Below are 23,724 nucleotides of genomic sequence, written 5' to 3'. Positions count from 1 at the left end.
CTACCCTCTCATGGCTGCGATATAGACTGAAAGGTCACTGGGCGCGCTATCCCAGTAAAGGGAAAGACTTCCCGAATTAACTACATCAGCCCAGTGCGGAGATTCTGTATCAATACGGAAGCACAGAGCACCCTTGGTGCGCGGCAATCCGGGCGGCAGGTTTTCCTCGTGGATAATGCCGATACCGTGAACAGCACGGGCCAGCAGCGTGCTCATGCCCCTGGTTGCTGAAAGTTTGGCAATGTTTAAAAGCTCCGGTAAAGCCTGTTCGGGATTCTCGGTCCTGACCAGCAGCCAGAAACTGTTTCCGGCGGCAAAAGCCCGCTCGGGCAGTTCAACGGTGAAGTACGGATCACTGAATACAAACTGGCTCATCAGTTCCGGTCCGGCGGTCAGGCTATCAAGAATATTGGTGATGATCTCGCGGGCCTTCTCGAAGCAGGGACCCATGTCCTCATGATCGTAATCCGGCAGCACCTTCTGCCCGTCCGGGCCTTCGCCAAGGGCTGACATTTCACGGGAAAAGGAGGAAAGCTCCCCGATAATCTGACGCAGCAGGCCGAAGGCATGCCACGGGTGGATATGCGGAACCTGTACATAGTGATCCAGTTGCGGGGCATAGCGGTTCAGGGTCCGCAGGACCAGCAGGAAAACTGTGGAAGTAAAATCAAGATCGCCGGAACCGAGACCCGCCGGATTCTTGTACTGTTCCAGACGGCGACAGCGCGAAGCGACCTGATCGCTGATGTCCCGGAAAATATCATTCAGCCATCTTGAAGCTTTCAGGGTGATGCAGGGCGGCACGAAATTTTCCGCCAGACGCACTTCCTGAACATCACGCTCCAACCTTGCCAGCGGAATGATGTTATAGGCTCCGAGATCATCCAGCTCATCTTCCCAGAACAAACGCAGCACATAGCGCATGGGCTTTATCTGGGCCGGAGGGCCGCTGCCCAGAAGGTCGGGCTGCTCAACCGGGTCCGGGGAAACAGCGAACATGGTATTCACCGAGGCGACGGTGTCTTCAACCTGCGCGACATTGCCTCCCTCAGGATTCCATTTGCGCAGTCCCAGATAAACCGTGAAAGGTTTGCCGCCATCATCCCATGCCTTATCAAAAGAACGCGGTTCAATGTGGGCATTGCCCGGAAAAGTTATCAGGTTTCCGTTGTCGAAAAGAACCTCGATTTCTGAGACTTCAAATTCCCTGCGTTCAAGGGCTCCTTCCCTGATTTTTAGTCCGCTGACACCCCAGAAATAGGGAAGTCCGTATTGACGCAAGGCCCGGAAACGGTGCAGCTGATGCAGGTCCGCAAGCTGGAAATGCTGCGGCTGTAAAAATAATCCCTGATGCCAGAAAAGAGGCTTGTCCGCATGCATACGCCTACTCCCCTACCTTCTGGATTTCATGGGGTCCGAGAATGATCATGGCATCAAGCTTTGCCGGGGCATACCATGTATCGCTCCACCAAAGCATCCCGGTTTCGCTGACATCCATGGGAATCTGCCATGTGCGCGAACCTTTCCCCTGCAAGTCGTAATATCCGGCCACAACGCCTACAAACTTTGTTCCTTCTGCCCGGTCCATGGTAATGGTCGAATTACGCCCGGGCTGCACGAATTCGCGCTTGACCTGCGTAACGCTGGGATCAAAGCTGGTGCAGTTGAACAGTTTTTCCATTCCGGTGGAAGTCCCGGCAAGTTCATTGAATTTGCTGAGATTTGAAAGCTGGTAAAAACAGAGCAGCAGGGAATGGGGTGCTCCGTCATATTCATTGAGGTTCTTATCCACACCAAGTTTAAAGGAAATGGCGTTAATCTGATAAGTCCATTTCATCTGGTCCGGGCTTGAAGCCGGGGTTGTCACCGTTGTAGGATTCACCGGTTTATTATTTCCGCCACAGCCGCAAACCGCTACCAGCATGATTATCAGGGGTATCACTAATCTGCCACGCACAATCCGCCCTCCGATTGCATAGTTGGAGCCACCAAAAGAGATTTCAGCAATTAATACCAATTTACACTGAAAATAAATTTATGTCGACGACTGATACTATTTAAGAACAAAAGAGAAACACTTTATTGCCTCGAAAGACCGAACTGCGCTAATATGGTTTTAATTTATATCCGCAATATAACCCCAGCGAGGTCTTCATGCATATCGAACTGGCCCCTTTTAAAATTCTGGCCCTGGCCCCTTTTTCTCCTGCCCTTGAAACCGATCACCCCCCATCCATCACAACCGACACACTTTCCGTTGATCAGGCCCTTGCCGAGCTGAACCCCACTTTGGATATCCCGCTGGACCAAAAAATATTCCCTGCTGCATCCATCAGTATCTCCATCAGCAGGATGGCTGACTTCCGGCCCAAGAACATCAAAAGGCTTCCGGCTTTCAAAACAATCGCCGAGCATCTGGAAAAAGAACACCACCCTGCACAAGCAAGTATCCCGGACCCGAAAGAGGCCGCAGTTCTGGACGACATCCTGTCCATGGTCGACAGCGGTCAACCGCAGCAACCCGACACCGATCAGGGCAATCAATCCCGAAGCAATCTCTTGCAGGCCATCTTCAGCGATCCGGATTTCAGGAAAATGGAATCAGCTTGGCGGGGACTGGAACTCGTGGCCCGGCAGGTTCCTTCCGGCAGCAAATGCAATGTTGAATTCATCCTCGTGCCTGTATCTGAAAGCAATCTGCTCGCGGTAATCGAGAAGCTCACCGAAACCCTCAGCACTTCACCGCCCGACATGACACTGCTCGACCACAGCCTAAGCATCTCTCCAATATCTATAGAAATATTAGATAAAGTCATGAATTTTTCTGAACAAACTCTAACTCCTGCACTGGTCGATTTCGGACCGAAATTCTTTGAAATCGGAAGCTGGGCCGGAATTGACCGCTTACCCTTCGTCCCCACGCAGCTTGAAGGTGCGGAATACGGACGCTGGAAAACCCTGCGCCAGCAGTCAGCGGCCGGTTGGGTGATCGGTTGTGCCGGGGAAATAATGGGCCGGACCATGCACAAGCCTGAAGGCGACTTCACATCTTCACTGTCCGAGCCGGACCCGCTCTGGGTCAGCTCAGTCTGGGGAACAGCGGCCCTTTGCGCGCGCAGTCTTGCCGAGAACGGCAGGGCGACCCTCTTCGCAAACCATTCCAGTACCCGTCTGGAGGGCTTGTCCCTCACCGAAGGACGCGACCCCAGCCCGGTTAATCCGCCCCTCTACACCGAACGGATCAAAGATTTCCGGTTAGCCGGGATCAACACCTTTGCATTCAGCGGTGATCAGGCTTTCCTGCTTGGAGCGGTATCCATTGATGGCGGTCCGGCAAATCTGCGGTTCTATCTTTCAAGGCTGATCCATTTTCTGATCCAGCTATCCACAGAGAAGCGCAAAGAGTTCACTGATCTTGAACCGCAGTTGACCGAAGCGGTCGCCCTGCTCCTGCAACAACAGGGCTACCCGGAACCTTACGACCTGAGCATAAAAAAAGGAGAACCGTCCACAGATTCGGTTCTCCTTGAAATCTCGCTCACGCCCGGACCGGAAATCCTGCCCGGAGCCGCGCCAGTCAGTTTTGGTTTTAATTGGTAAAAAAATTATTTGATGCGCTTCGCGTTTTGATAAACAGATTTCGCCTCCGGCGGCTTAAACCCTTTTGCAAAAGGGTTTAAGAATCCCAAAACCTTTTATTAAGCTTCGCTGATGTTAATTCCAAAGAAATTCACTGTAAGCTATATGCGGAGCATGGCCAAAACGTCTTCCAAGTAGAGGAAGCAGGCATATATTACTTAAGCTGCAGTGAATAAAACTCTGCGTCATCGCCGTCCGGGAATTCACCGAAGATCAGTGCATCCGGGGTTCCGGTTACTTTGACGAAGTATGATTCGTTTTCGGCCAGTTCGTTTTTCACCGCCCAGCCGATGAAATCCTTGCCGCCCATTTCCATTTTCAAGCCCTTCATGGGATAATTGAGCACGCATTTTTCCGGCAACTGTCCGGCTGGCCCCACGCCGTGGGCTGCTATGTCGCCGTCGCTAACTCCCAGCAGTGCGCCTTTCCACGCATGGCCCGGAGCAGGACCGACTTCAACCCACAATCCCAGACTGGGCAGGGGATAAAGATCAAAACGGTATTCGGCCTCAATTTTCCTGATCGGCATGTTGGCCTTGGCCGCCAGCTTTGCGCCCATTTTGGATTCATCCACAATTTCCACACCGCGCAGCATGGTCGGCAAAGTCGCCGGATCAAGCTCGCCGTCATCACAGATGCAAAGGATCGGAAAACCGTGCCCGCGCCGGGCCTGCACCGCTGCTGCCAACAAGCCCAGACCGAAACGGATGTCCGGGTTTTCATAGCTGGCCTTGCTGCCCTTGATCAGCCAGACGCCGACCTCCGGCTTCTCCAACTCGCCAATCGGCCCGGCCCATTCCATCTTTTCCAGATTGTCCGACCAGAAATGACCGTTCACGCCCAAGCCGTAACGGGTGACTGTCTGGAACAGCCCCTTACCCTTGGCCTCGTCTTTCTCAAGAATAGATATGAAAATACTTTTTGCCATGTATTGCCTCCCGGCGGGCCCTGCCGGGGGCCTTAAACCCTTTTGGAAAAAGGGTTTAAGAATCCCAAAACTTTTTATTAGGGCTTCGCCAAGTTAAATATAAAATTGAGATTAATTTTTAATTGTCTTCCGTGGGATAGCGATCCGTTTGCATACAAGTAGCTTCGGCCTCCAGCGGCGAAGCCTTATTATAAAGTTTTGAGGGGATGGGGTCTGGGGAAGGGGAACTTTTCCCAAAAGTTCCCCTTCCCCAGCCGCCGGAGGCATCACCCAAGCGTCAAAACCGTTACCTGACTGGGTACGGCGCAGATTCCGGGGGCGTTAGGCATAACTCCGAGGCAGTTCTGGCCGGTCACGCTGGTCAGCCGCTGCACCGGGATGCCATCGGCAAGGATGGTTATACAGCCGACGATATATTCAGTCTGCCCGGACTCCAGATGCGAGACCACTCCCAGCTCCACGCCGGGTTCGTCGCCCTCGCTGACAAGTCCCAGCGAGGTCTGGTTCAGAGTCGGCATGCAATCGCAAAGAACGTTATATGCTGCCGGTGCCGTAGTGGCCGACTCGGCAATATTCGGATAAGGAACCGGAACCGGGACCGGGCCTGCCGGAGTCAGGCAGACATCGGGAAAGCCCATATCCACACCCGCTCCCATGGTAAGCGCAAACATATCTAACTCCTCTTTTTAATCGCCATCATCAAAAGTGAACCACAACTCACTTTTGCAGGGTCTAACCCATATGGATCAATTCACCGTCAATCTTCACATGCTCTTCGGAAACGATCATGGTATTTTTGCTCTGTATGGTCAGGGTCTCATCCACAAGCTGTCTGCGGGACTCAGCCTGACAATCTTCATGCTCCTTGGTGAACCGAAAATAGTTAACCACCCGGCGGGTAAATTCCCGGCTGATCTCATCCACATTCCCGGCAACCTTCTTGACCCGTTCAACATTGCTGCTGAACAGGCGCGAGGTCAGCGAGACCTTTCCGGCAGAAATTTCGACCTCATCTGAATGCAAAGCGGCTTTGCTGCTGATGCAGGTAAGCTCTTCATCCGCAGCAAAAGTCAGGCTTCCGTTTTTGCTGCGCAATGTCAGATCCCCCTCAACTTCCAAAGCAGTAGGACCAGCTTCCGCCCTGCTGAGTACAGAGAGAATCCAGACCCCGCCCTGCGTATCCACCGAGAGCAGCACACTGTCCCCGACTTCAGGGCTGACCAGACAGCTGACAGCCTTCTGCGCTTCAAGTTCGCCAAGAGAAGATTCAACCACAAGACCGCCATCCACCAAAATCACCCGCCCGTATTCCAACTGCGGAGCGAGAGTTTCATGTTTCCTAGCCAGATTATTCATATATCCTCCCAAGGTTGAGAAAATTCAATGTCACTTTTCCAAACAAATCCGCGAAGCGCTAATAAAAGTTTTTGAAGAGTCCAGAGAAACTTTTTACAAAAAGTTTCTTTGGTCCCGCTGAAGGCGACCCGCGGTAGCACCGCCGGAGGCATTCTAATCATGCACCCAGTTTTCGGCTTCTTCCAAATCTTTATCCGTACCTTGCAGCATAATCAGAGACGCGCCATCCCAGCGGGTATCTTTCTCGACTATGCAATGCAGTTTAGCCCGATACATGGAGGACCTGCTGAAATCGGCATGGGTCAGGTCAGCATACGAAAAATCAGAATGCTGCAAACTGGCCCCGACGAATCTTGCGGCCTGACAATTGGCCTTTTTAAAGATTGCATGCACCATGGTCGCCCCGGAAAAATCGGCGATTGTTGCGTCGACTTCCCCTAAATAGGCCTTGGTCATGTCGGCCCGGCTGAAATTTGATTCACGCAACGTTGCACCGCTGAACATGCAGCTACGTAGCACCGTACCTGAAAGATCAGCCCCGGTCAGGTCCGCGCCCATGAAATTGGACATGGTCATATCAGCACCGGAAAGGTTGGCCCCGCGCAGGTTGGCACTATCGAGCAACACCTGAGAAAACAGCTGCCCGGAGATATCCTGATTCTCCAGATCGGCCCCGCGCATCATCATTTTAAAATAGGTCCCGCCTTTGAATTTAGTTCCTTTGAATGATGCTCCGTTGAAAACCACCCGATCCAGATTGGCCCCGAAAAAATCAGCCCCGTCCAGATTGGAATGAGACAGCACGGATTTGACAATCTGCATGGACCTCATGTTTGCACCCTTGAAACTTGAATGCTGGGCCATGGACCATGTCAGCTCCGCTCCGGTAAAATCGGCCCCGCTGAAATCAGCTTTCTGCAAGGTAGCCATGTGAATTTTAGCTTCCTTGAATGAAGCTCCGGTAAAGCTCATGCCTTGCAGATTAATCTTGGTCAGCTCGGTTCCGTCGAACCGTGATTCATTAAACTCGCAATTCTTGAATCCGGTCTTGAGAATATTGGCCCCGGAAAGGTCCACACCATGCAGCTTCACGTTGTAAAAACGCCCCCCGGTGAGATCGGTTCCGGAAAGGTCCGCACCGGAAAGGTCCACATCGCGCAGGGTCCGGTTGTCGGCAATGGCCGCAAGTATCTGTTCTCGATTCAATGTGCTCATGAGTCATCATCCAGCAGTTCGAGTTTTCCATGCAGTTGGCTGCGCTTTAAGTTGGCAGCTTCGAAACGGGTATTGCCGAGCACGGACTTGTAAAAATCCACCGCAAACAGATTGGAGCCGCGCAGGTCGGTATCCACCAACCGTGCCTTGCGCATGCCGCCCATGTGAATATTGGCAGCACGCATGGATGCGGCTTCTAGATTGCTTTTGGTGAAGCGCGCTCCCTTGGCGGAAACGCCGTTGAGGTTAGCCCGGACCAGCTGGGAATTTTCCAGCAGACCGTTTTCAAGATCCGCACCCCGAAAATCGGACCCGGTAAAATCAGATTCACGCAAAGCTGCACCGCGCAGGGTGGCATTGCGGAAATCGCAATCCTTGAACTTGGAATTGCGCCCGGTCCGCAGCTTATCAAGATTGGCCTCACTGAAATTGATCTTATGGGCCTCAACATCATTAAACAGGGTTTCGTTAACTGAAGCCTTGCAAAAATCAGCTTCGTTGAGAGAGGAGGATTTGAAGATGCACTTCCTGATCGCAGCCAGCCCGAAATCAGCATGATCCGCCTTGCCGCTGATCATGCACATATTCAACCGCGCACCCTTTAGGTCTGCTTCGGTAAAATCCGTTTTCTCAAGGATAACCATGTCAAACTCAGCGTTGTGCAATACGGACTTTGAGAAATCAGCACCCTTGAACGCCGCCTGCACAGCCGAAGCTCCGTTCAGGTCACTTTCTCTGAATATCGCCTTATTAAAAACTCCGCGTCCGAAATCCGCTCCTTTAAGTGAGGCCTTGCTGAAATCAGCGTCCTTGCCCAGAGCCTGAACAAACTTGGCCCCGTCCAGAACGGACCCGCTGAAATTGGTTCCCTGCAACTGGCAACTGCTCAGGTCGGCATTGCTGAGATCAAGCCCGGAAAGATCCACACCGGAAAGGACTGCCCCCTTCAAAGATTTACCCTGCCCGTGAAACCGCTGCACTTCCTCACGGGTCAGAGCACGCATGGAATCACCGCTCAGGCCGTGTTCCGCAAGCTTCGCGGTAGCAGCATCGGGCAGACTCTTTGCTTTCAGCTTTTTCAGCCCTTCCTCCAACTCAACTTTCTTGGCCTCAAAAGCCTGGTTCAACTTCAGCTTCTGCGCATCCAGCTTGGCCCCGAGTTTCTCAGCTCCTGCCGCCTGACTTTCCATTTTGGCCTCAACATCCGCAGGCAGCAGTTTGCGCTGCTTCAAATCAGCAGCCTTAGTCCTGATCTTGGCGGCAATTTCTTTACCAAACTCAGCAGGGGATTGCTCTGGTCCTGTTTTACCCATGGCAATTTTTGATGGGTCCACACCGTACTTTGCATACTTGGCGGCTTTCTCGCGCATGGTGGCAAGCATGGCGTCCTGCTCGGCCTTAAGCGGAGCAAATTTAGCTTCCATAGCCTTCTTCACCTCGGCATGGATGCCCTTGGCTAAACCCTTCACATCAGGAAACGGCGGCATGAAGCCTTTCAGGAAATCGCCATCAGGGGTGCTGCCTTTTTCAGGCAAAGCCATGGAAACGGCATGGGCCTCCCCATGCTCTGCGGGAAGATGGTCCAGCACCCACTGCCGGATATCACTGCCCTTTTTGCGGGACTCAAAAACAGTGCGACCATGTTCGAGTTCCAGCGGCAGACCATCATTGAATGCGGACTGCCACTCGCTCCATTCTTCATTGAGCTTAGTGTCTTCCTTCCATTTTTCAGGACGGACAATCAAAATTGCGTCAACCTTTTTCAGTTCCTTGGCTGCATCCTTGCCCGGTTTCTCTTTGGGAGATCCGAGAGCCAGAATTGAACAAAAGTCACCTACTTCCTGCTCCATGAACAGGGCCTGTAATTCATCCGCAACGCAGACCACCGGAGCTGCTGCGGCTGCAGGCATGCTCGGCAGGTCAATGAGAGTCGCGCCGGGAAGGAACAGGGGTGCTTCATCAGAACCTGAAACGAGCTGTTCTTTGCCGCCGGCAAAAGAAGCCGGATTGCTCTTGATGTGGTTGAGCACCGGGCCGTCAAAACGGGGCAGCACCAGCCCTGCGGGAATGGAAAATTCATCATCACCATCCAGCCCCCAGTCTGCCGGACGCTCATGCAATTCTTCATCGTTAACGCCCAGCCACATGCGCTTGATGGTCTTTCTTTCAATACCCAGATCGGTGAGTTGCTTCATCTTCTCCGGGGCATTTTCCAGATTTCTGCGCCACTGGACCACCAGAGGGAAACCCCGGTCGTGCCAGGGATTGACCTTTTTCTGGAGTGGAAAATTATCAGGAACAGGATTATCCGGGTCCAAACCGTTCTGTTGCAACAGCTCCGGCTTGATACCCTTCATTTTGGACGAAGCTCCTTTCGCGGCATCCTTTGCCGCCGCTTCCATCTGTTTTTTGGTGGCGGATAACTTTTCGGTGGTTGATGAAATCCGCTTTTCAAGCCCCGCAATTTTGGAACGGAATTTATCAAATATTCCGAGATTTATTTCCACCAGATGCCCGTGTTCTGCATGGGCCTTGCGAGCCATTGCTTCCAGACTGTCCAGGGTCTTGTACTGTCCGGCGATGATCTTCTGTGCCCCGGCCAGCATTTCTTCAGGCTCCTGCATGGGCATGGACGGACGGTTGCCAAGGGCTTTCTGCCTGATTTCATCCGCAAACTTGGAGATGTTCTTAACTTTAAGCAGACTCTTTTTCGCTTTCTTCATGGCTTCTTCAGCCTTGGACATATCTATGTCCACACCACGATCCAAAAGACTGACCTGAAGATCACGGTAATACTCAAGGGATTTTTCTTCCCCGTCCTGATCTTCGTGGCGAACCAGCACCCGCAGTACATCCGCACCTTCTTCATCCACAACTTCAGTGGTTCCACGATAGATGAGGAGCCCGCGCATAATGGAGGGAAAAAACCAGACCGTTTCCAGCCGGGTGGATACTTCGCGGAACTCCTCATCTTCGCTTATCTGGTGGGATGGCAGTGGCCCCACCGGAAATCTGTGCGGCTTGAAATTTTTATTTACAGTAACAAAGCAGCGCATGCGCAAGCGGGGCAGCGCACTTTCAATAAACGGAAAATCAGGGTGCATGTTTTTAATCTCAACAGATTCGCCACCCTTGAAATATCCGTCCATATACTGGTCTTCCATGGCCGCATTGAAAAATTCATAATTCATGTCATCAGGATAAAACGGCCAACGCTGATTCTTCCACTTTTCATCATAAGTTCCGTTCTTGCTGGCCCGCTGCGGCCACATGAGATCAAGCGGCCCGAATCCGGCAGGGTCCACCTTCTGTGACGGGGAACCGATCTGCTGCTGCGGAAGTTCAATGTTCGGCAGAGGCACAGCTTCAGAGCCGTCAGGCATGGGAACCCTGCCCATGCCCTTGCCAAGCGGATTTTCGGCGTACTCCGGTCCGCCGTAGGCATTGGCCCAGACCACGGGCATTTCCACAAACGGTTCCGGGTCGGTGATCAGACCGTTTTTCCAAAAACGGTCACCGAAAATATTGAGTGTTTTTTCCTTCTCCCCCACCCGAACATGCACCTGCGAAGCCGGACGGAGCTGTCCGCGCGGGGCAAAACAGGAACCTGTCACCAGAAATTCACCACGCGGCTTGGGGACTCCCTGATCAATAATTGATTTGGAGCCAAGCTGCGCGGGTACGGTCTTCCAGAGTTCCTGTTCATCAAGCAGATTTTCGGGATCATTGAGGTCAAAAAAGGCCATGACCCCGACACTGAGGTAGAACTTGTCCCCGATGCCAAGCGGGCGGGGAAAGAAGGAATGTTGTTTTTCCTTGAATATCTTCATATCACTCCGGGGCTAGATATTGTTTATCAAGCCTGCGATATTGTTCATCTCTGTTGAAATACTGCTTGCCTCTGCAGAGACAGTGGACAGCGATCCGACCAGCCCGGTCCTGTTACCGGCTGTGTCGATGACATCACCGTTTACATCATTACGCTCAGCAGCCAGCTTGGTAACCTCGCCACAAACATTCGAAACACTTCCCGCAACCTCGGTCACCTGTCCGCCAAGGTTTTCAACTTCCCCGGCAAGCTTGGATGCTTCTCCGGCAAGTTGTTGTGTTGCGCCCTTAAGATCAGTATGATCAGCGACAAGATTACTATGGTCAGCACGCAGCGAAGTAAGCTCCCCGTTCATATCAGCGCAGGTAGCATTAAGATTGGTCATATCAATAGACATGCGCTTGTGGTCGGCCATCAGCTCTTCCTTCTCCAGCTCCATCTTACGGGCAGTTCCCAGTACAAGGACATTCTTGGTCAATGTACATTCAATCAGCCCGGCAAGCTTGATCCCGGTTTCCAGACCGGCCACCACATCTTCCTTTAGCCCGAAATACATCTTGGTATCATTCCCGACCAGAATGTCTTCAGAAGAACCGCCGACAAACTTGAATTCGTTACCCAAAAAAACTTCAGCGGAAGAGCCAGCAAAAGCGGAGATATGCCCGCTGGTGTGCAGCTTTACCCCGGCCTTGCCCTGTTCGCTTGCTTCTATCTGTTCGTCGGCGATCTTCTTCACCTTGTCTTCAGTCATCGGCTCATCTTCACCCGCTGCCGGGGGATCATTAGGCTCGCCCATACGAATCCATGAATCGGATTTAGGAGAATGCATCAGGATGCGCTCGCCGCCCTTTTTATCTTCAATATGAATACGGTTCTGGCCCCCGGTGGTAATCTGGCACATGGTCTGGTTGGAATCCTTGACCAGACTGGGATTCTCCGGGTTGGGAGCCGCAGCCTGAATCAAAGGACGATCCGGGTCTCCATCAACATAGGTAATCAGCACCTCGGTTCCCTTATGCAAGGGGAAGTGCATACCGTGGTTGGCCCCCCCGTAGGGCTGGGCCATACGCAGCCATGTGGTAGCCTTGCCGCCTTTGCGCCCGGACTCGTCAAAAGGCATGATCACCTTGTAGCGGCCTTCCCCGTCCAGCTCGGCGTACTGCCCGCTGCCGGAGGCATCGACCTTGGCATTGAGAGTGCCGGAAAATTTGGGCTTCACCGCCTTGCGTTCGGGCCGGTACTGGGTCTGGGCCGGGATGCAGGAGAATGAATTGCGATAGTAAAGACGGTCCGCGTCTTCAGCCAGATTAAGCCCCAGACCTGAGACAAGGTAGGCTTCCTGACTGCCTTCGTGCACGACTTCGGTGGTCAGATAACGCTGGTTGAAATCCTGACGGTAATGATCTTTCAGCTCGAAGATATACCCGGTACGCACATACGGAACCGTGGATACACCGTGAAAGACCTTTTCCCGGCAAAGGAACTCCTGCGACCTTATTTTAGCCAGCTGGTTACCCTCGTCCGGGGTCTTGAAATGCTCTCCGTAGATGTAGATTTCACCCATGCCCTGCTGCGAGACCAAAGCCTCGGCTTTCATTTCAAGGCTGGGCTTGCGGTAGTTGTAGTCTTTGAGCAGAACTTTCTTGGGCAGCGGCTGCTGCTTGAGCATGAAATTCTTGACGATTTCATCGCGGTGGGCGTGGTCCAGATTACTGGGCGGGGAATAAGTGAGGCTGGTCCCCTCCTTCATGGGCGAATGGGAAATATGGGTATCGGTGATGACCATCTTCTCGCCCTGCTCGGTCTGCTCAAAATAGTAATACATACCGTCCCGCTCCATCCAGCGGGATACAAAGTTGAAATGGGATTCATCATACTGGCAGACATATTCCCAAGAGGGATAAGAGCCCTGTAGCTTGAAATCAAAACTCAAGCCTTCCTTGAGTCCGGCCTTTTTGAGCACATCGCCAAGGAAGCCCTGCACGTTCTCATGAAGAAAAATCTGATTGCAATGGGTCAGGGTGGACCACCAGAGCTTGGGAACCAGTTCCGCCCGGTAGAAACAGACTTTCCCGGCCTGATGCAGCTGTTCAAAAGAACTGAGCATGCCCTTGAACGGGATATCCCCGTCTTCACGTTTGATGGTGAATTCCGCCGGATTTTGCAGGATTGAACCGATATCGAGATCATTTTTCTCCGAAAGCAGCGTGATGCTGAAACGGTAAATGGTCGACAAGCCTTCAGTCCCTTTAAAGCGAACCACGCTGAAGGTATTCTTATCCACACCCTTGGACTCGAAAATAAACTTGGGCTTGGAGTTATCTGCCATTATATTACCCTCTCATGCTCATTATTCAGCGGAGAATTCCATTGCAAAGGAACCGTCTTCATCCACACCCAGATGCACCGCCGCAGGCATGCCGCCTTCAGTCATATGCATAAGGATTTCCTTTGACATCCTGGGCAGCACATTGCCGTTCAGGATGTACTCGATATTGCGCGCTCCGGTTTCCACCTCCGTGCAACGGGCCGCGATCTGATCCACAACCGCAGCGTCATAGCTCAGCTTCATCTTGTTGTTGGCAAGAAGCATCTTCTCCAGCTTGCCCAGCTTGAGGCTGGTGATCAGCTTCATGGCTTCGGGGTTGAGGCTGAAGTAGGGCACGACATTCATACGCGCCAGAAGTGCGGGCTTAAAGTGCTGGGAAAGAATAGGCCGCACTGCTGATAAAACGGCGTCCATAGGCATTTCATCTGCGGAACCGTCACCGGCGGCGGTCATTTCCTGAATCACATCCGTGCCGAGGTTCGAAGTCAGGATAAGGATAGTATTCCTGAAGTTGATATCCTTGCCTTCGCCATCGGTAAGCACACCCTTGTCAAAGACCTGATAGAAGGTGTTCATGACATCCAGATGGGCCTTTTCAACCTCATCCAGCAGGACCACGGAATATGGCTGGCGGCGCACGGCCTCGGTAAGCATGCCCCCCTCGCCGTAACCGACATATCCCGGAGGCGAACCGATCAGCCGGGAAACAGTATGCTTCTCCTGAAATTCACTCATGTTCACGGTGACCACCGAACGCTCATTACCGAAGAGCAGGTCAGCCAGAGAAAGCCCTGTTTCGGTCTTACCCACACCGGAAGGACCGACCAGCAGGAAAACACCGATGGGCTGGTCAGGATTCTTAATCCCGGCCTTGGAAGCGCGGATAACTTCGGCAATAGCCGCAAGTCCCTGATCCTGCCCCTTGATACGCACCTTCAGTTTTTCATCCAGATCGGCAACAGTGGCCGCTTCATCGCGGGCCATCTTACCCACCGGGATTCCGGTCCAGTCGGAAACAACCCGGCCCACCAGATCAGGGGTGACTTCAATCTGAACCATGGGATCATCACCCTGAAGTTCAGCAAGTGCGGCATCGGCCTTAGCCAATTGTTCTTCCAGATCAGCAAGGCTTTCGACAACAGGGCCGTCTTCGGCAGCCACAGCTTCTTCGGCAGGAACAGCATCAACAAGATCACTGTTGCGGACTTGCTGAATCCGCGCCCGGATATCCAGCACCGCATGGGCTGCTTCTCTTTCCTTTAGCCACCTTTCGCTGATTTCATAGGCCTCGGCTTTCTTGGCCTCTATCTGCTCCAGCAGTTCCTTGTAGTGCTCTTCATCCACTTCAACAGCGTTGCTGCGGTCACGGTCCACGGCTTTCTGTTCCCGTTCTAGAGCCTGAACCACACGCTGGCAGTCTTCCAGCATTCCGGGCTTGGCAGAAAGGTTGACCTTGACCCGCGCGCAGGTAGTATCCAGCAGGTCAATAGCCTTGTCCGGCAGGAAACGCCCGGTGATGTAGCGGTCGGAAAAGACCGCAGCCGCAACGTTGGCATCATCACGGATAATTACATTGTGGGCCTTTTCATAACTTTCACGCAGGCCGCGCAGAATGATAGTTGAGGTCTTAACGGAAGGCTCATCAAGCTTGACCAACTGGAAACGGCGGGCCAGAGCAGGGTCTTTTTCAAAATATTTCTTGTACTCGGTCCAAGTTGTGGCGGCGCAGGTTTTCAGCTCCCCACGGGCCAATGCGGGCTTGAGCAGGTTGGCGGCGTCCGCGCCCCCGGCTGAACCTCCGGCCCCGACCAGAGTATGCGCTTCATCAATAAACAAGATGATCGGAGTCTCGCTGGACTTGATCTCGTCAATAACTCCTTTAAGACGGTTCTCGAACTCGCCTTTCATCCCCGCCCCGGCTTCAAGCAACCCCATGTCCAACCCAAGCAGGGTCACTTCACTTAGAATTTCCGGCACATCACCTTCAGTGATACGCAGGGCCAGCCCTTCGATAACAGCAGTCTTGCCGACCCCCGGTTCACCCACGAGAATGGGATTGTTCTTGCGGCGGCGGGCAAGGATATCGACCATCTGCCGCATTTCCGGATCACGCCCGAAAACAGGATCAATTCCGCCTTCACGGGCCTTGGCAGTAAAATCAATGCAGAACCGCTCAATAAACCCGCCCTCGCCTTTCGAGGAGGTTCCGACAGCTGAACCCGGAGCAGCGGCGGGCATTTTGTATTCCACCGATCCCTTGGTTACGGTCCAGAATTCCTTGAGCAGTGTTTCGCGGTTAACAGCCGAAAACAGATCCGCGTAATTGCCGGACGCATAAAAATTAGGCTTGCCCAGAAAGGCCAGCAATACAGTCCCGGAACGGATGCGGGTTTCGCCCATTTCAACAGAGGAGATCAACCATGCGTCTTCAAAAAGCTCCAGCAGCATCGGCGAGAACACAGGCTTGCCGGAATTCCCGGTTTTGAAATCCTGCAATACATCGGTGAGTGCGGCGGTTATGCGAGGCACTTCAACCCCGTACTGCCGAAACACGAGCGGAAGATCACTGTTTACTTCCTCAATGCACTTGATGAAAAAATGCTCTACTGAAACTTCATAGTTACTGAGTGAAACACTGAGTCCTGCCGCGTTGTGCAATGCGTTAGTGCAGAAGGTGTCCAGCTTTGAAAGCAGATTTCTTATGTCGACATTGATCATGATTCATACCTCTCATGGACGTGTCCGCCCTTGTTGGGAAAAGACGCTTTCGCATATTCCAAATGGTTCCCGGAAAAAACCCATGTATCGCAGCCGAGACCGGACCACTGCTCGCCGCCGAGCACTGCGGTATTGGCCTCACCGGGCATCATTTCAAGGACCAGATCATATTTAAAAGGTTCCACCAGATAACCGCGCACCAGATTATCCAGCTTGTCTCCGTCTGCGGCTCCGGGAAGCAGCTGGTGAAAACGGCCTGAATCCAACTCATGCAGATGCACCGCGAACTTGCTGTTGCGGTCTTCAAGCTCTTCCCCGACCCATGAACGCTCACCAAGCACATTGGAATCCACACCGAGACAGAATCGCTGGTCATCGGGAATCTTGACCTTGCGCAGCACGCACTGTTCCACATGGATATCTCCATGCTGCAACGAGTCTTTCAGCAGTGTTTCAAGCCCCACGGCACTGCGCGGATACTGGGTAAGCAGGCCGATATGGCGAAAACGGCGGCATTCCGGCGGCACATGAGAAAATGCTTTGTAATGCCCATAACCGAGCAGGCTGTTCAGTCGCTCCAGCCACGCCCCGTCCTTCTCGTCCACAGCTTTGAGCATCAGCCGGGATCGGCTCCAGGCCCGGAAAAACTGCACATATGGATTATTATTGATAATATTCAGAAAATCGCGGGTAACGGACTTGTCTTCAGAGGCTTCAGCCAACAACTCTTCGGTATAAAAAACCGGAAGAGGGGAAGAGGCCCCGTAAAGCCCCAGAAAAGTGGTTTCGAGACGGTAGATGTCGCCGTCCTCGCGCTCTTCCTGTTCAATGCCGGTGAGATCGGTAGCCGGGAAGCCGAGGGACAGCTGCGGACGCACCCGCAGGTGGTCGCGAAAGAACTCTTCAAGCTCCTTGCCTGTGCAGGTATGCGAATGCAGCCGCAACAGGCGAATGGCCTGAAAAAAGGAATACCCGGTCGTTTTATCGAGCAGGTTCCCTGTTACAGAAGCGGACGGTTTCCGATCATCGCAGTCCACTTGTAAAGCTCCTTGTTTAAGGTGTCCTCAACGGTCAGCCGGGTAAAACAGTTGACCGAGGCATAGCCTGAGAAAAAGCGGTTCATTACCGAACTGAACAGATACAGATCGCCGCTGTTGGCAAAGCCGTCACAGCTGAGCGACATCTTGATTTCACGCCCGCGCATGACCAGCCCGCGAACAAGGCGGTCCCCTTCGCTGACCTCCATTCCGGTAATAGCTTCCACACGCTTGGTATTGGCGACCACGGAACTGCGGTCACGGGTATCGGTAAAAATATACAGTTTAACCATTGCCCGCAGGCTTTCCATGTCAGCAACTGAAAGATAATTGAGATAAAGGTGCGAGAGCAGCCGCCAGAGCAGGTTCTTGCCCAGCGGAGGCTGTACCGGGGAGGTGGGCTGGCGGATATTCTCAAATGACGCCAGCTCCGGGGAGGTCCCGGTGGGTTTACTGATATCACCGTAGCGCAACTTTTCCGGCAGGATTCCGTTGGTGCAGGTCAAAGCCATGGACAATGTTTCCGTAACCGGCTCATCACCCTGCGCCGGATAAGCTACAGACACAAAAAGATCAGTCTTATCCCGTACCGGGGAACGGCGGTGGTGCACCGTGTATACAGGCATTTCCCCGGCCTGCGGATTAAACATATGGAAAGGTTTGTAAGGTTTTTCCTCAACCGTTCCCTGCACATAGCCGACCACGGAATCCACGGAATAAACCTGGTAATCGCCCCCGGAATCACCGGAAGGACGGACCTGATATTCAGGCCGCTTATGATCAAGGATCACCGGCTCCGCATCGCGCTTGAACAGGTTGATTGCCGGAGTAGCGAACAGGCAGATATCCTCTACCGTAAAACGGTCAAAGGTCTGGGGAATCTTCTCCAGTTCCAGAGTTATCCTGAATTTCCCGGTGCTGCCCCGGTTGCGCCAGTTCTCCAGCCCGGTAACTTCAAAGAAAAGAAATTTTTCAGGGAGGATGAAATATTCCTGCAAAATTCTGTAGCCCGGAAAAGACTGCGATGGATATGGCAGCAAGGCTTCTTCATCTTCAAAGCCCACAGCCTTGAGATTCCGCTTTGGAAGTACGCAAAGACTTCCAGCATCAGAGCTTATTTTAATATCGCGGATGTAATTGAAAAGAAATTTGTAGCGCATGGACGCGCTCGCCGCATCCCCGGTCAGGTGAAAACGAAGGCTGGAGTTATCCCACTCATCCAGCAGGATACCGTTCAACTCCAGATCAATATGCAGATTTCCAGAAGTCCCGGCCCCCTTAACAAGCTCCACCCCGTTGATGCTCAGCGGATGCAAATCAACGTCATACGTAGTTGAAAAAGTGCAAGGAACGCCGCTGACCGGAATCGAAGCAATCTGCGATCCCAGGGGGACACGCACACTTTCCATCAGGCTGGGTTTGGGAGTAAATTTAACTATGGTTGTTGAGGGGATTGGACGCAGATAATGGGGAAAAATAAGCTGTACCAGCCCGTGTATTATCTCCGGGAATTCATCATCCAGCTTCTGGTTGATCATGCCGGACAAAAACGCCGATCCTTCCAGCAACCGTTCCACATCAGGGTCAGCCCCCGGTCCGGTCAGCATGGGAGCCAGCGCGGGATGGGTCTTGGAAAACTCCACCGCCAACTCACGCAAATGGCTCAATTCCCTCTGATAATACTTTTCAATCATAACACACTAATTATCCTGCACAGAAATTTGGCCGTCGGGGTCGAGAACCGTCTCGAACACCACTGGCATGTCCTGCCCTTCGAGGGCCAGCTTGGCCTGCAATTTGAAATGCAGGGCCAGCGGGTTATCCTCCATAGGCACAAATTCAATCTTCACGTTTGCCAGCCGGGGCTCATACTTGAGGATAACCTCGGTCATGGATTCCTCGATGGAGCGCACTGCATCCAACCCGGTTGCCCCGATCATGGAAGTGAAGTCCGGCACACCGAAATCCGGGGCGATCTGGGCATTGCCCTGCCGTGTATTGAGGATCATGCGCAGATAATCGAGCACAGACTTGACCACCTGTCCCGGCTCGGCACTATCGCGCCAGTCCGGGTCTTCCTCCATGAACCGTATACGTTCAAGCAGACGCTGCGTGGTCAAGGCTTTCTCCACTCAAAACACCACACCGCCCTTTCAAGCTGGGACAGCGAAGCTTAATAAAAGATTTTGGGATTATTACCCCTTTTTGCAAAAGGGGGTAATGCCCCCGGCAGGGCGCCGCGAGGCCGCCGGAGGCATTACCCTCAACAATTTCTAACTGGACTTCCAATCGTCGGTATATTCAATATTACCGTCAGCGAAGGTCCAAGTGATCTTGGAATAGGTGAAGCTCACATCTTCCATGTCGTGATAGCCTTTGTTTTCGGCAAGAAAGGTCACGGGTTTGTAATTGTGAAGATTCACGATGATCGCTTCTTCCATTTTGATAGTGTAGTACTTTTTCTCAATCCCGGTGGCGTCGATACGGTAATGATCGATTTCAACAGTAAGCTGTTCGCCTTTGCAGCAGGCCTGAGCGAGTTTGGGGGATGCGTTGTCCACATGTTTGGTCACAGTGAACGGTTTATGAATGCGCTGTCCTGTGGGGAGTCCGGTGTGGGTGTCCTTGGGGATTTCCACATTGTGATCCAATGCATAGACGAGCATGGTATCTTTTTTATCTCCAGTCTGGGTGCAATCACCCTTGATCTGTCCCTGAGTCTTTCCTGTTACCTTCATATACGAAGTAAGTGCCATAACCCTTCTCCTCAAAATGCATGGTTAAAGGTTGACCGTTGCAGCGGCTGCTGCCGGACTCTTTCGACTAGACTATTCCTTCTCCAGCTTGCCCACCAATGAGAGGGTGAAAGAAGCACCCATGTACTTGAAGTGCGGACGGGCCTTCAGGGAAACCTGATACCAGCCCGGATCGCCTTCCACATCGCTGACCTCGATCTTGGCCATACGCAGCGGACGTCTGCTGCGCACACTGGGTGCGGGGTTGTCCATCTCGGTGACATACTGGGAAATCCAGGTGTTGAGTTCGCGCTCCAGATCGCCACGTTCTTTCCATGTGCCGATATTTTCGCGCTGGATAACTTTGATGTAATGGGCCAGACGATCCATGATCATCATGTAAGGCAGCTGGGTGGAGAGCTTGTAATTAAGCTCGGCTTCCTTGCCTTCCTTGCTGGTACCGAAGAACTTCGGCTTCTGGCAGGAGTTGGCTGAGAAAAAGGCCGCATTATCACTGCCCTTACGCATGGTCAGACCTATGAAGCCTTCCTCGGCAAGCTCGAACTCCCTGCGCTCGGAAAGAAGGACCTGCGTGGGAATCTTGGTCTGGACCGCGCCCATAGCCTCGTACTGGTAGAGGGGCAGATCTTCCACGGCCCCGCCGCCCTGCGGACCGATAATGTTTGCGCACCAGCGGTACTTGGCGAATGAATCCGTCAGCTTGGAGGCAAAGGCAAAAGCGGTGTTGCCCCAGCAGAAATCATCGTCACCGTCAGAGACGGACTCGTTGTAGTTGAAGCTCTTGGCCGGGAGGGTTTCCGGGCCGTAGGGAAGCCTGAGCAGGAACTTGGGCAGGGTCAGCCCGACGTTACGGGCATCATCAGACTCGCGGAAAGAGTTCCACTTGGCGTATTGCGGCATTTCAAAAATGGATTTGAGATCCTTGAGATTTGGCAGCTCGCTCCACTTCTCAATACCGAAGAAATCCGGTCCGGCGGCGGCGATAAACGGCGCATGGGACATGGAGGCAACAGAAGCGGTATACTGTAAAAGCTTCATGTCCTGCGGTCCGGGACCGAAATCGTAATTACCGATGATTGCACCGAAAGGCTGACCGCCGAACTGTCCGTACTCAGCGGTATACGCCTGCTTGTAAAGACCGGATTTGGTAATTTCCGGGGCATCGTCAAAATCATCCAGCAGGTCTTCCTTGGAGACGTTCATCATCTGGATACGCACGTTTTCCCGGAAATTGGTGCGGTCTACCAGAAATTTGAGCGAACGCCATGAGGATTCCATTTTCTGGAATTCCTTGTTGTGGATGATGCTGTCCATCTGGGCGGAAAGCTTTTCATCAATCTGGGCCAGCATATCGTCAACCAGATTACCGGAAACCTTGGCTCCCTGGCGTTCAGGCTTGACCATTTCCTCCAGAAAAGCCTGCAGCCCGGCCTTGGTTACGGAATAGGCTTCGTCTTCGGGCTTGAGTTTGGTGGCCTCCACAATATCATCAAGAAGCGAAACCTCAGCTGAGGATTGTTCAGCCTGCTGTTGTTCGAGTTTTTCTTCTGCCATGGATAATCCCCCTACTCGATTCCAAGTTCTTTGAGCAGTTTTTCGCGCGCGCCGTCATCCTTGACCAATTCCTGAACTTTTTTCCTGAATTCCGGCACGTTGGAGAGCGGACTCTTCAGGGCTTTCAGAGCCTCACGAAGTTCCATCAGCTTCTGTAATTCCGGGACCTGCCTAATGATCCGGTCCGGGTCGAAATCCTTAAGGCTTTCAAATTTGAGATTGACCGCCATCTGTGCATCGGCGTCCCCGCTGACCTTGTCTTCAACGCCGAGCTTGAGTTCAAGGTCCTGCGCCTTGAGCACTTCGTTGAAGTTGTCCTTGTCGATGTTGACCGGGTCCCGGTCCTCGACCATGCGGTCATCATCTTTCTGGGTGAAATCTCCGACTACCAGCAGCTTGAGAGGAAGCTCGACCTCTTCCTTGGCATCCCCGGTATCAGGCTTGTAAACAATATTGACCCGCTCCTTGGGAGCAACAGAACCTTCTTTAGCCATATTAAAGACCTCCGCTGAAAAGTTTCTGGGAACAGTCCAAACCGTTTAAAATTACGCCTAACAGATTCATGAAAATGAAATTGTTAGTAAATTTTCCTTATTTTAGGGCCTAAGTAACTCCATTGATTTTCAGGGCCTCAACAGGACTGAGCCTGCTGATACGCTGTAAAAGCTCTATGCTTTTCGCCGCCGACGCTTCACTTCCTTCCGCGACCACGGCTTCGTAGGCAACCCGCAATCCACTCAAGGCCAGCTCCGGCTCCCATTGTTCAAGCCCTGAACTCTCAATTTGTTTCAGCAATTCAATGGCATGCACATGGGCCACCCCAGCCTGACCTTCTGCGGTAAGCAATGCAGTCAATTCTGACCGCAACCTGAACGCAGATCGCAGGGAGGGAGATTTATTAATCCTACCACAAATCAGGGATATTGCCTCCAACAATTTCTTATTCACAATCAATTGATTAGCTTTGTTCATTATTTCAGCCGCTTCATCATGACCGCCAGAGGAGGCAGCATCCGCCCCGCCTTTCCCTTTTCCAAGGGATTGCAACCATGAACGGGTCTTTGAATCGGCAAACGGGGTTCCGTCCGCGAAACTGAGTGAGGCCAGTCCGGGCAAACGCTGCAGATAAAACCCAGTTTCCAGCTCAAGGGCACTGAGCGCGTCTGCGTAACCTTCGCCCAAAGCTTTCAGTGCCTCAGCGGACATGCGGGTCAGGTCGAGCCAGAAAAGATATTCCCCGATACGGGATTCGGCCTCGCGCAATGCTCCGCTGAAATCTGCAGATTTGAGTTGGTTGGCGATGGAATCTTTGGCCGGGCCGTCCGGGGCGGGAACCATGGTCTGCCCGTTTTCAGCAGGCGGCAGGTTGGTGATCGGCGTCCATGCAGACATGCGCCGCAACCTGTATCCATTGGGATCAGCAAGGTCATTGGCGAGGAGATATTCGGAAACAGGATCAAGAGAGGAAAGTCCGGCCTTGAGAATGACCATGCATTCATCGGAAGAATTGATATTGCCTGCGCTGACCGCCCCCTGTAAAACGGGGGCAGGGCCAGGCTGCCCGGAATCTCCTGCAGCCGGAGAATCAACAGCTGAAGCAGCTTCGCTTTGCTGCGGTTCGGAAGGGGCTTCTACAGGTAAACGCTGCACGTAACCTGACAAATCCCGGAGCATAGGCGCATCCTCGGATTTTTCCGCCAAGCCTGCATCAAGGTCATTGATGCGCTTAGCCAGCAGCTCCGCAGTATCTTTGGGAATTTCATCACCGTCATAGCTTTTGAGAAATTTCTCGGCATTTTCGATCCACCAGCTGATGGCCCCGAACCTGCCACGCATTCGTTTCTTTGCCGGATAGAGGGTATCCCAGAAGTTGGAGATAAGATCGTGCAGAAGCTGCGCCCCGGCAGAAAGACCTTCCACACCTTTAAAATGCAACAGCCCCACTCCCAGATAGGAGGCGACCTTCAAATCCTTGGACTTACTGCTCAGAATAACGGAACCGAGTTTGACCACCCGCTTCCAGTCCACAGCCCCCCCGGCAGTAGCGCTGGCAAGCTTATCGATTTCCTGCTGCAGCTGGTCATATTCCGGCTCATAGCGGGCATCAATTCCGGCAGGGTTCTCTTCACTGACCGGCTTTCTACCCAGTTCGAGTAAATCCATACATCCTCCACCTCGGCTTGGATTGTTAGCAGCACACCGCCCAGATACAGTACTAATTACTAACAACCATAAACCAGCAGACATAATATGGCAAACCAAGATGGAAATTATAACACACTATTGAACAACAGGATTTTTCACCTGACGATAACCGCACCCCGATCTTCTTTGTGAACCATTGTTAAATAAAAAATCCCTGA

Annotated in this window: 17 protein-coding genes; 1 reads left to right on the top strand and 16 read right to left on the bottom strand. The window is 52.7% G+C overall.

Annotated elements, in window-relative coordinates; genetic code table 11:
* Complete coding sequence (tssK, locus tag ACNI29_RS08990) at nucleotides 1-1,380, bottom strand: type VI secretion system baseplate subunit TssK (protein WP_419781870.1); 1,380 nt, start codon at nucleotides 1,378-1,380, stop codon at nucleotides 1-3.
* A gap of 4 nt (nucleotides 1,381-1,384) precedes the next feature.
* Complete coding sequence (gene tssJ, locus ACNI29_RS08985; protein WP_419781869.1) at nucleotides 1,385-1,957, bottom strand: type VI secretion system lipoprotein TssJ; 573 nt, start codon at nucleotides 1,955-1,957, stop codon at nucleotides 1,385-1,387.
* A 197-nt stretch (nucleotides 1,958-2,154) separates the two neighbouring features.
* Between tssJ and ACNI29_RS08980 the strand changes: the two genes are divergently transcribed.
* Nucleotides 2,155-3,600: a type VI secretion system contractile sheath domain-containing protein gene (locus tag ACNI29_RS08980; RefSeq protein WP_419781868.1), complete on the top strand. Its 1,446-nt coding sequence runs from the start codon at nucleotides 2,155-2,157 to the stop codon at nucleotides 3,598-3,600.
* A gap of 193 nt (nucleotides 3,601-3,793) precedes the next feature.
* Here ACNI29_RS08980 and ACNI29_RS08975 read toward each other — a convergent pair whose 3' ends face one another.
* From ACNI29_RS08975 to tssA, 14 genes are all read right to left on the bottom strand, one after another.
* Nucleotides 3,794-4,567, bottom strand: a complete 774-nt coding sequence (locus ACNI29_RS08975; RefSeq protein ID WP_419781867.1) for a hypothetical protein — start codon at nucleotides 4,565-4,567, stop codon at nucleotides 3,794-3,796.
* Nucleotides 4,568-4,833: 266 nt separating this feature from the next.
* Entirely contained in the window at nucleotides 4,834-5,238 is a 405-nt protein-coding gene (locus ACNI29_RS08970; RefSeq protein ID WP_419781866.1) for a DUF4150 domain-containing protein, read from the bottom strand.
* Between the two features lie 61 nt (nucleotides 5,239-5,299).
* Complete coding sequence (locus ACNI29_RS08965; RefSeq protein WP_419781865.1) at nucleotides 5,300-5,923, bottom strand: DUF3540 domain-containing protein; 624 nt, start codon at nucleotides 5,921-5,923, stop codon at nucleotides 5,300-5,302.
* A 153-nt stretch (nucleotides 5,924-6,076) separates the two neighbouring features.
* Entirely contained in the window at nucleotides 6,077-7,138 is a 1,062-nt protein-coding gene (locus ACNI29_RS08960; RefSeq protein WP_419781864.1) for a pentapeptide repeat-containing protein, read from the bottom strand.
* The gene (locus ACNI29_RS08955) at nucleotides 7,135-10,968 is read right to left on the bottom strand and encodes a DUF2169 domain-containing protein (RefSeq protein ID WP_419781863.1); all 3,834 of its coding nucleotides are present in this window, start codon (nucleotides 10,966-10,968) and stop codon (nucleotides 7,135-7,137) included. Before ACNI29_RS08955 ends, ACNI29_RS08960 begins: the two co-directional genes overlap by 4 nt.
* Before the next feature lie 12 nt (nucleotides 10,969-10,980).
* The gene (locus ACNI29_RS08950; RefSeq protein WP_419781862.1) at nucleotides 10,981-13,296 is read right to left on the bottom strand and encodes a type VI secretion system Vgr family protein; all 2,316 of its coding nucleotides are present in this window, start codon (nucleotides 13,294-13,296) and stop codon (nucleotides 10,981-10,983) included.
* A gap of 21 nt (nucleotides 13,297-13,317) precedes the next feature.
* On the bottom strand, nucleotides 13,318-16,014 hold the full coding sequence (gene tssH, locus ACNI29_RS08945) for a type VI secretion system ATPase TssH (protein ID WP_419781861.1): 2,697 nt from the start codon (nucleotides 16,012-16,014) through the stop codon (nucleotides 13,318-13,320).
* On the bottom strand, nucleotides 16,011-17,051 hold the full coding sequence (gene tssG / locus ACNI29_RS08940; protein ID WP_419781860.1) for a type VI secretion system baseplate subunit TssG: 1,041 nt from the start codon (nucleotides 17,049-17,051) through the stop codon (nucleotides 16,011-16,013). The genes tssH and tssG overlap by 4 nt, the downstream gene beginning before the upstream one ends.
* The gene (tssF, locus tag ACNI29_RS08935) at nucleotides 17,015-18,745 is read right to left on the bottom strand and encodes a type VI secretion system baseplate subunit TssF (RefSeq protein ID WP_419781859.1); all 1,731 of its coding nucleotides are present in this window, start codon (nucleotides 18,743-18,745) and stop codon (nucleotides 17,015-17,017) included. The genes tssG and tssF overlap by 37 nt, the downstream gene beginning before the upstream one ends.
* 6 nt (nucleotides 18,746-18,751) lie before the next feature.
* A complete protein-coding gene (tssE, locus tag ACNI29_RS08930) occupies nucleotides 18,752-19,171 on the bottom strand; it encodes a type VI secretion system baseplate subunit TssE (RefSeq protein WP_419781858.1) in 420 nt (139 codons plus the stop codon).
* Nucleotides 19,172-19,324: 153 nt separating this feature from the next.
* Nucleotides 19,325-19,807: an Hcp family type VI secretion system effector gene (locus ACNI29_RS08925; protein WP_419781857.1), complete on the bottom strand. Its 483-nt coding sequence runs from the start codon at nucleotides 19,805-19,807 to the stop codon at nucleotides 19,325-19,327.
* A 72-nt stretch (nucleotides 19,808-19,879) separates the two neighbouring features.
* Nucleotides 19,880-21,361, bottom strand: coding sequence for a type VI secretion system contractile sheath large subunit (gene tssC / locus ACNI29_RS08920; protein WP_419781856.1), 1,482 nt, complete (start codon nucleotides 21,359-21,361; stop codon nucleotides 19,880-19,882).
* 11 nt (nucleotides 21,362-21,372) lie between these two features.
* Complete coding sequence (tssB, locus tag ACNI29_RS08915) at nucleotides 21,373-21,855, bottom strand: type VI secretion system contractile sheath small subunit (protein ID WP_419781855.1); 483 nt, start codon at nucleotides 21,853-21,855, stop codon at nucleotides 21,373-21,375.
* Nucleotides 21,856-21,964: 109 nt separating this feature from the next.
* A complete protein-coding gene (gene tssA, locus ACNI29_RS08910) occupies nucleotides 21,965-23,524 on the bottom strand; it encodes a type VI secretion system protein TssA (RefSeq protein ID WP_419781854.1) in 1,560 nt (519 codons plus the stop codon).
* Between the last annotated feature and the right edge of the window lie 200 nt (nucleotides 23,525-23,724).

The sequence above is a fragment of the Maridesulfovibrio spiralis (SeqCode) genome, assembly GCF_048571135.1.
In the GTDB taxonomy this organism is placed as follows: Bacteria; Desulfobacterota; Desulfovibrionia; order Desulfovibrionales; family Desulfovibrionaceae; genus Maridesulfovibrio; species Maridesulfovibrio spiralis.
This window is presented reverse-complemented; position numbering and strand designations above follow the sequence as displayed.

Excerpts from the sequence above, each read along its gene's own strand:
- ACNI29_RS08970 (WP_419781866.1), bottom strand. The coding sequence starts at position 5,238 with ATGTTTGCGCTTACCATGGGAGCGGGTGTGGATATGGGCTTTCCCGAT.
- tssK (WP_419781870.1), bottom strand. The coding sequence starts at position 1,380 with ATGCATGCGGACAAGCCTCTTTTCTGGCATCAGGGATTATTTTTACAG.
- ACNI29_RS08960 (WP_419781864.1), bottom strand. The coding sequence starts at position 7,138 with ATGAGCACATTGAATCGAGAACAGATACTTGCGGCCATTGCCGACAAC.
- ACNI29_RS08965 (WP_419781865.1), bottom strand. The coding sequence starts at position 5,923 with ATGAATAATCTGGCTAGGAAACATGAAACTCTCGCTCCGCAGTTGGAA.
- tssC (WP_419781856.1), bottom strand. The coding sequence starts at position 21,361 with ATGGCAGAAGAAAAACTCGAACAACAGCAGGCTGAACAATCCTCAGCT.
- tssA (WP_419781854.1), bottom strand. The coding sequence starts at position 23,524 with ATGGATTTACTCGAACTGGGTAGAAAGCCGGTCAGTGAAGAGAACCCT.
- tssH (WP_419781861.1), bottom strand. The coding sequence starts at position 16,014 with ATGATCAATGTCGACATAAGAAATCTGCTTTCAAAGCTGGACACCTTC.
- ACNI29_RS08980 (WP_419781868.1), top strand. The coding sequence starts at position 2,155 with ATGCATATCGAACTGGCCCCTTTTAAAATTCTGGCCCTGGCCCCTTTT.
- ACNI29_RS08955 (WP_419781863.1), bottom strand. The coding sequence starts at position 10,968 with ATGAAGATATTCAAGGAAAAACAACATTCCTTCTTTCCCCGCCCGCTT.
- tssF (WP_419781859.1), bottom strand. The coding sequence starts at position 18,745 with ATGATTGAAAAGTATTATCAGAGGGAATTGAGCCATTTGCGTGAGTTG.
- tssB (WP_419781855.1), bottom strand. The coding sequence starts at position 21,855 with ATGGCTAAAGAAGGTTCTGTTGCTCCCAAGGAGCGGGTCAATATTGTT.
- ACNI29_RS08975 (WP_419781867.1), bottom strand. The coding sequence starts at position 4,567 with ATGGCAAAAAGTATTTTCATATCTATTCTTGAGAAAGACGAGGCCAAG.
- ACNI29_RS08950 (WP_419781862.1), bottom strand. The coding sequence starts at position 13,296 with ATGGCAGATAACTCCAAGCCCAAGTTTATTTTCGAGTCCAAGGGTGTG.
- ACNI29_RS08925 (WP_419781857.1), bottom strand. The coding sequence starts at position 19,807 with ATGGCACTTACTTCGTATATGAAGGTAACAGGAAAGACTCAGGGACAG.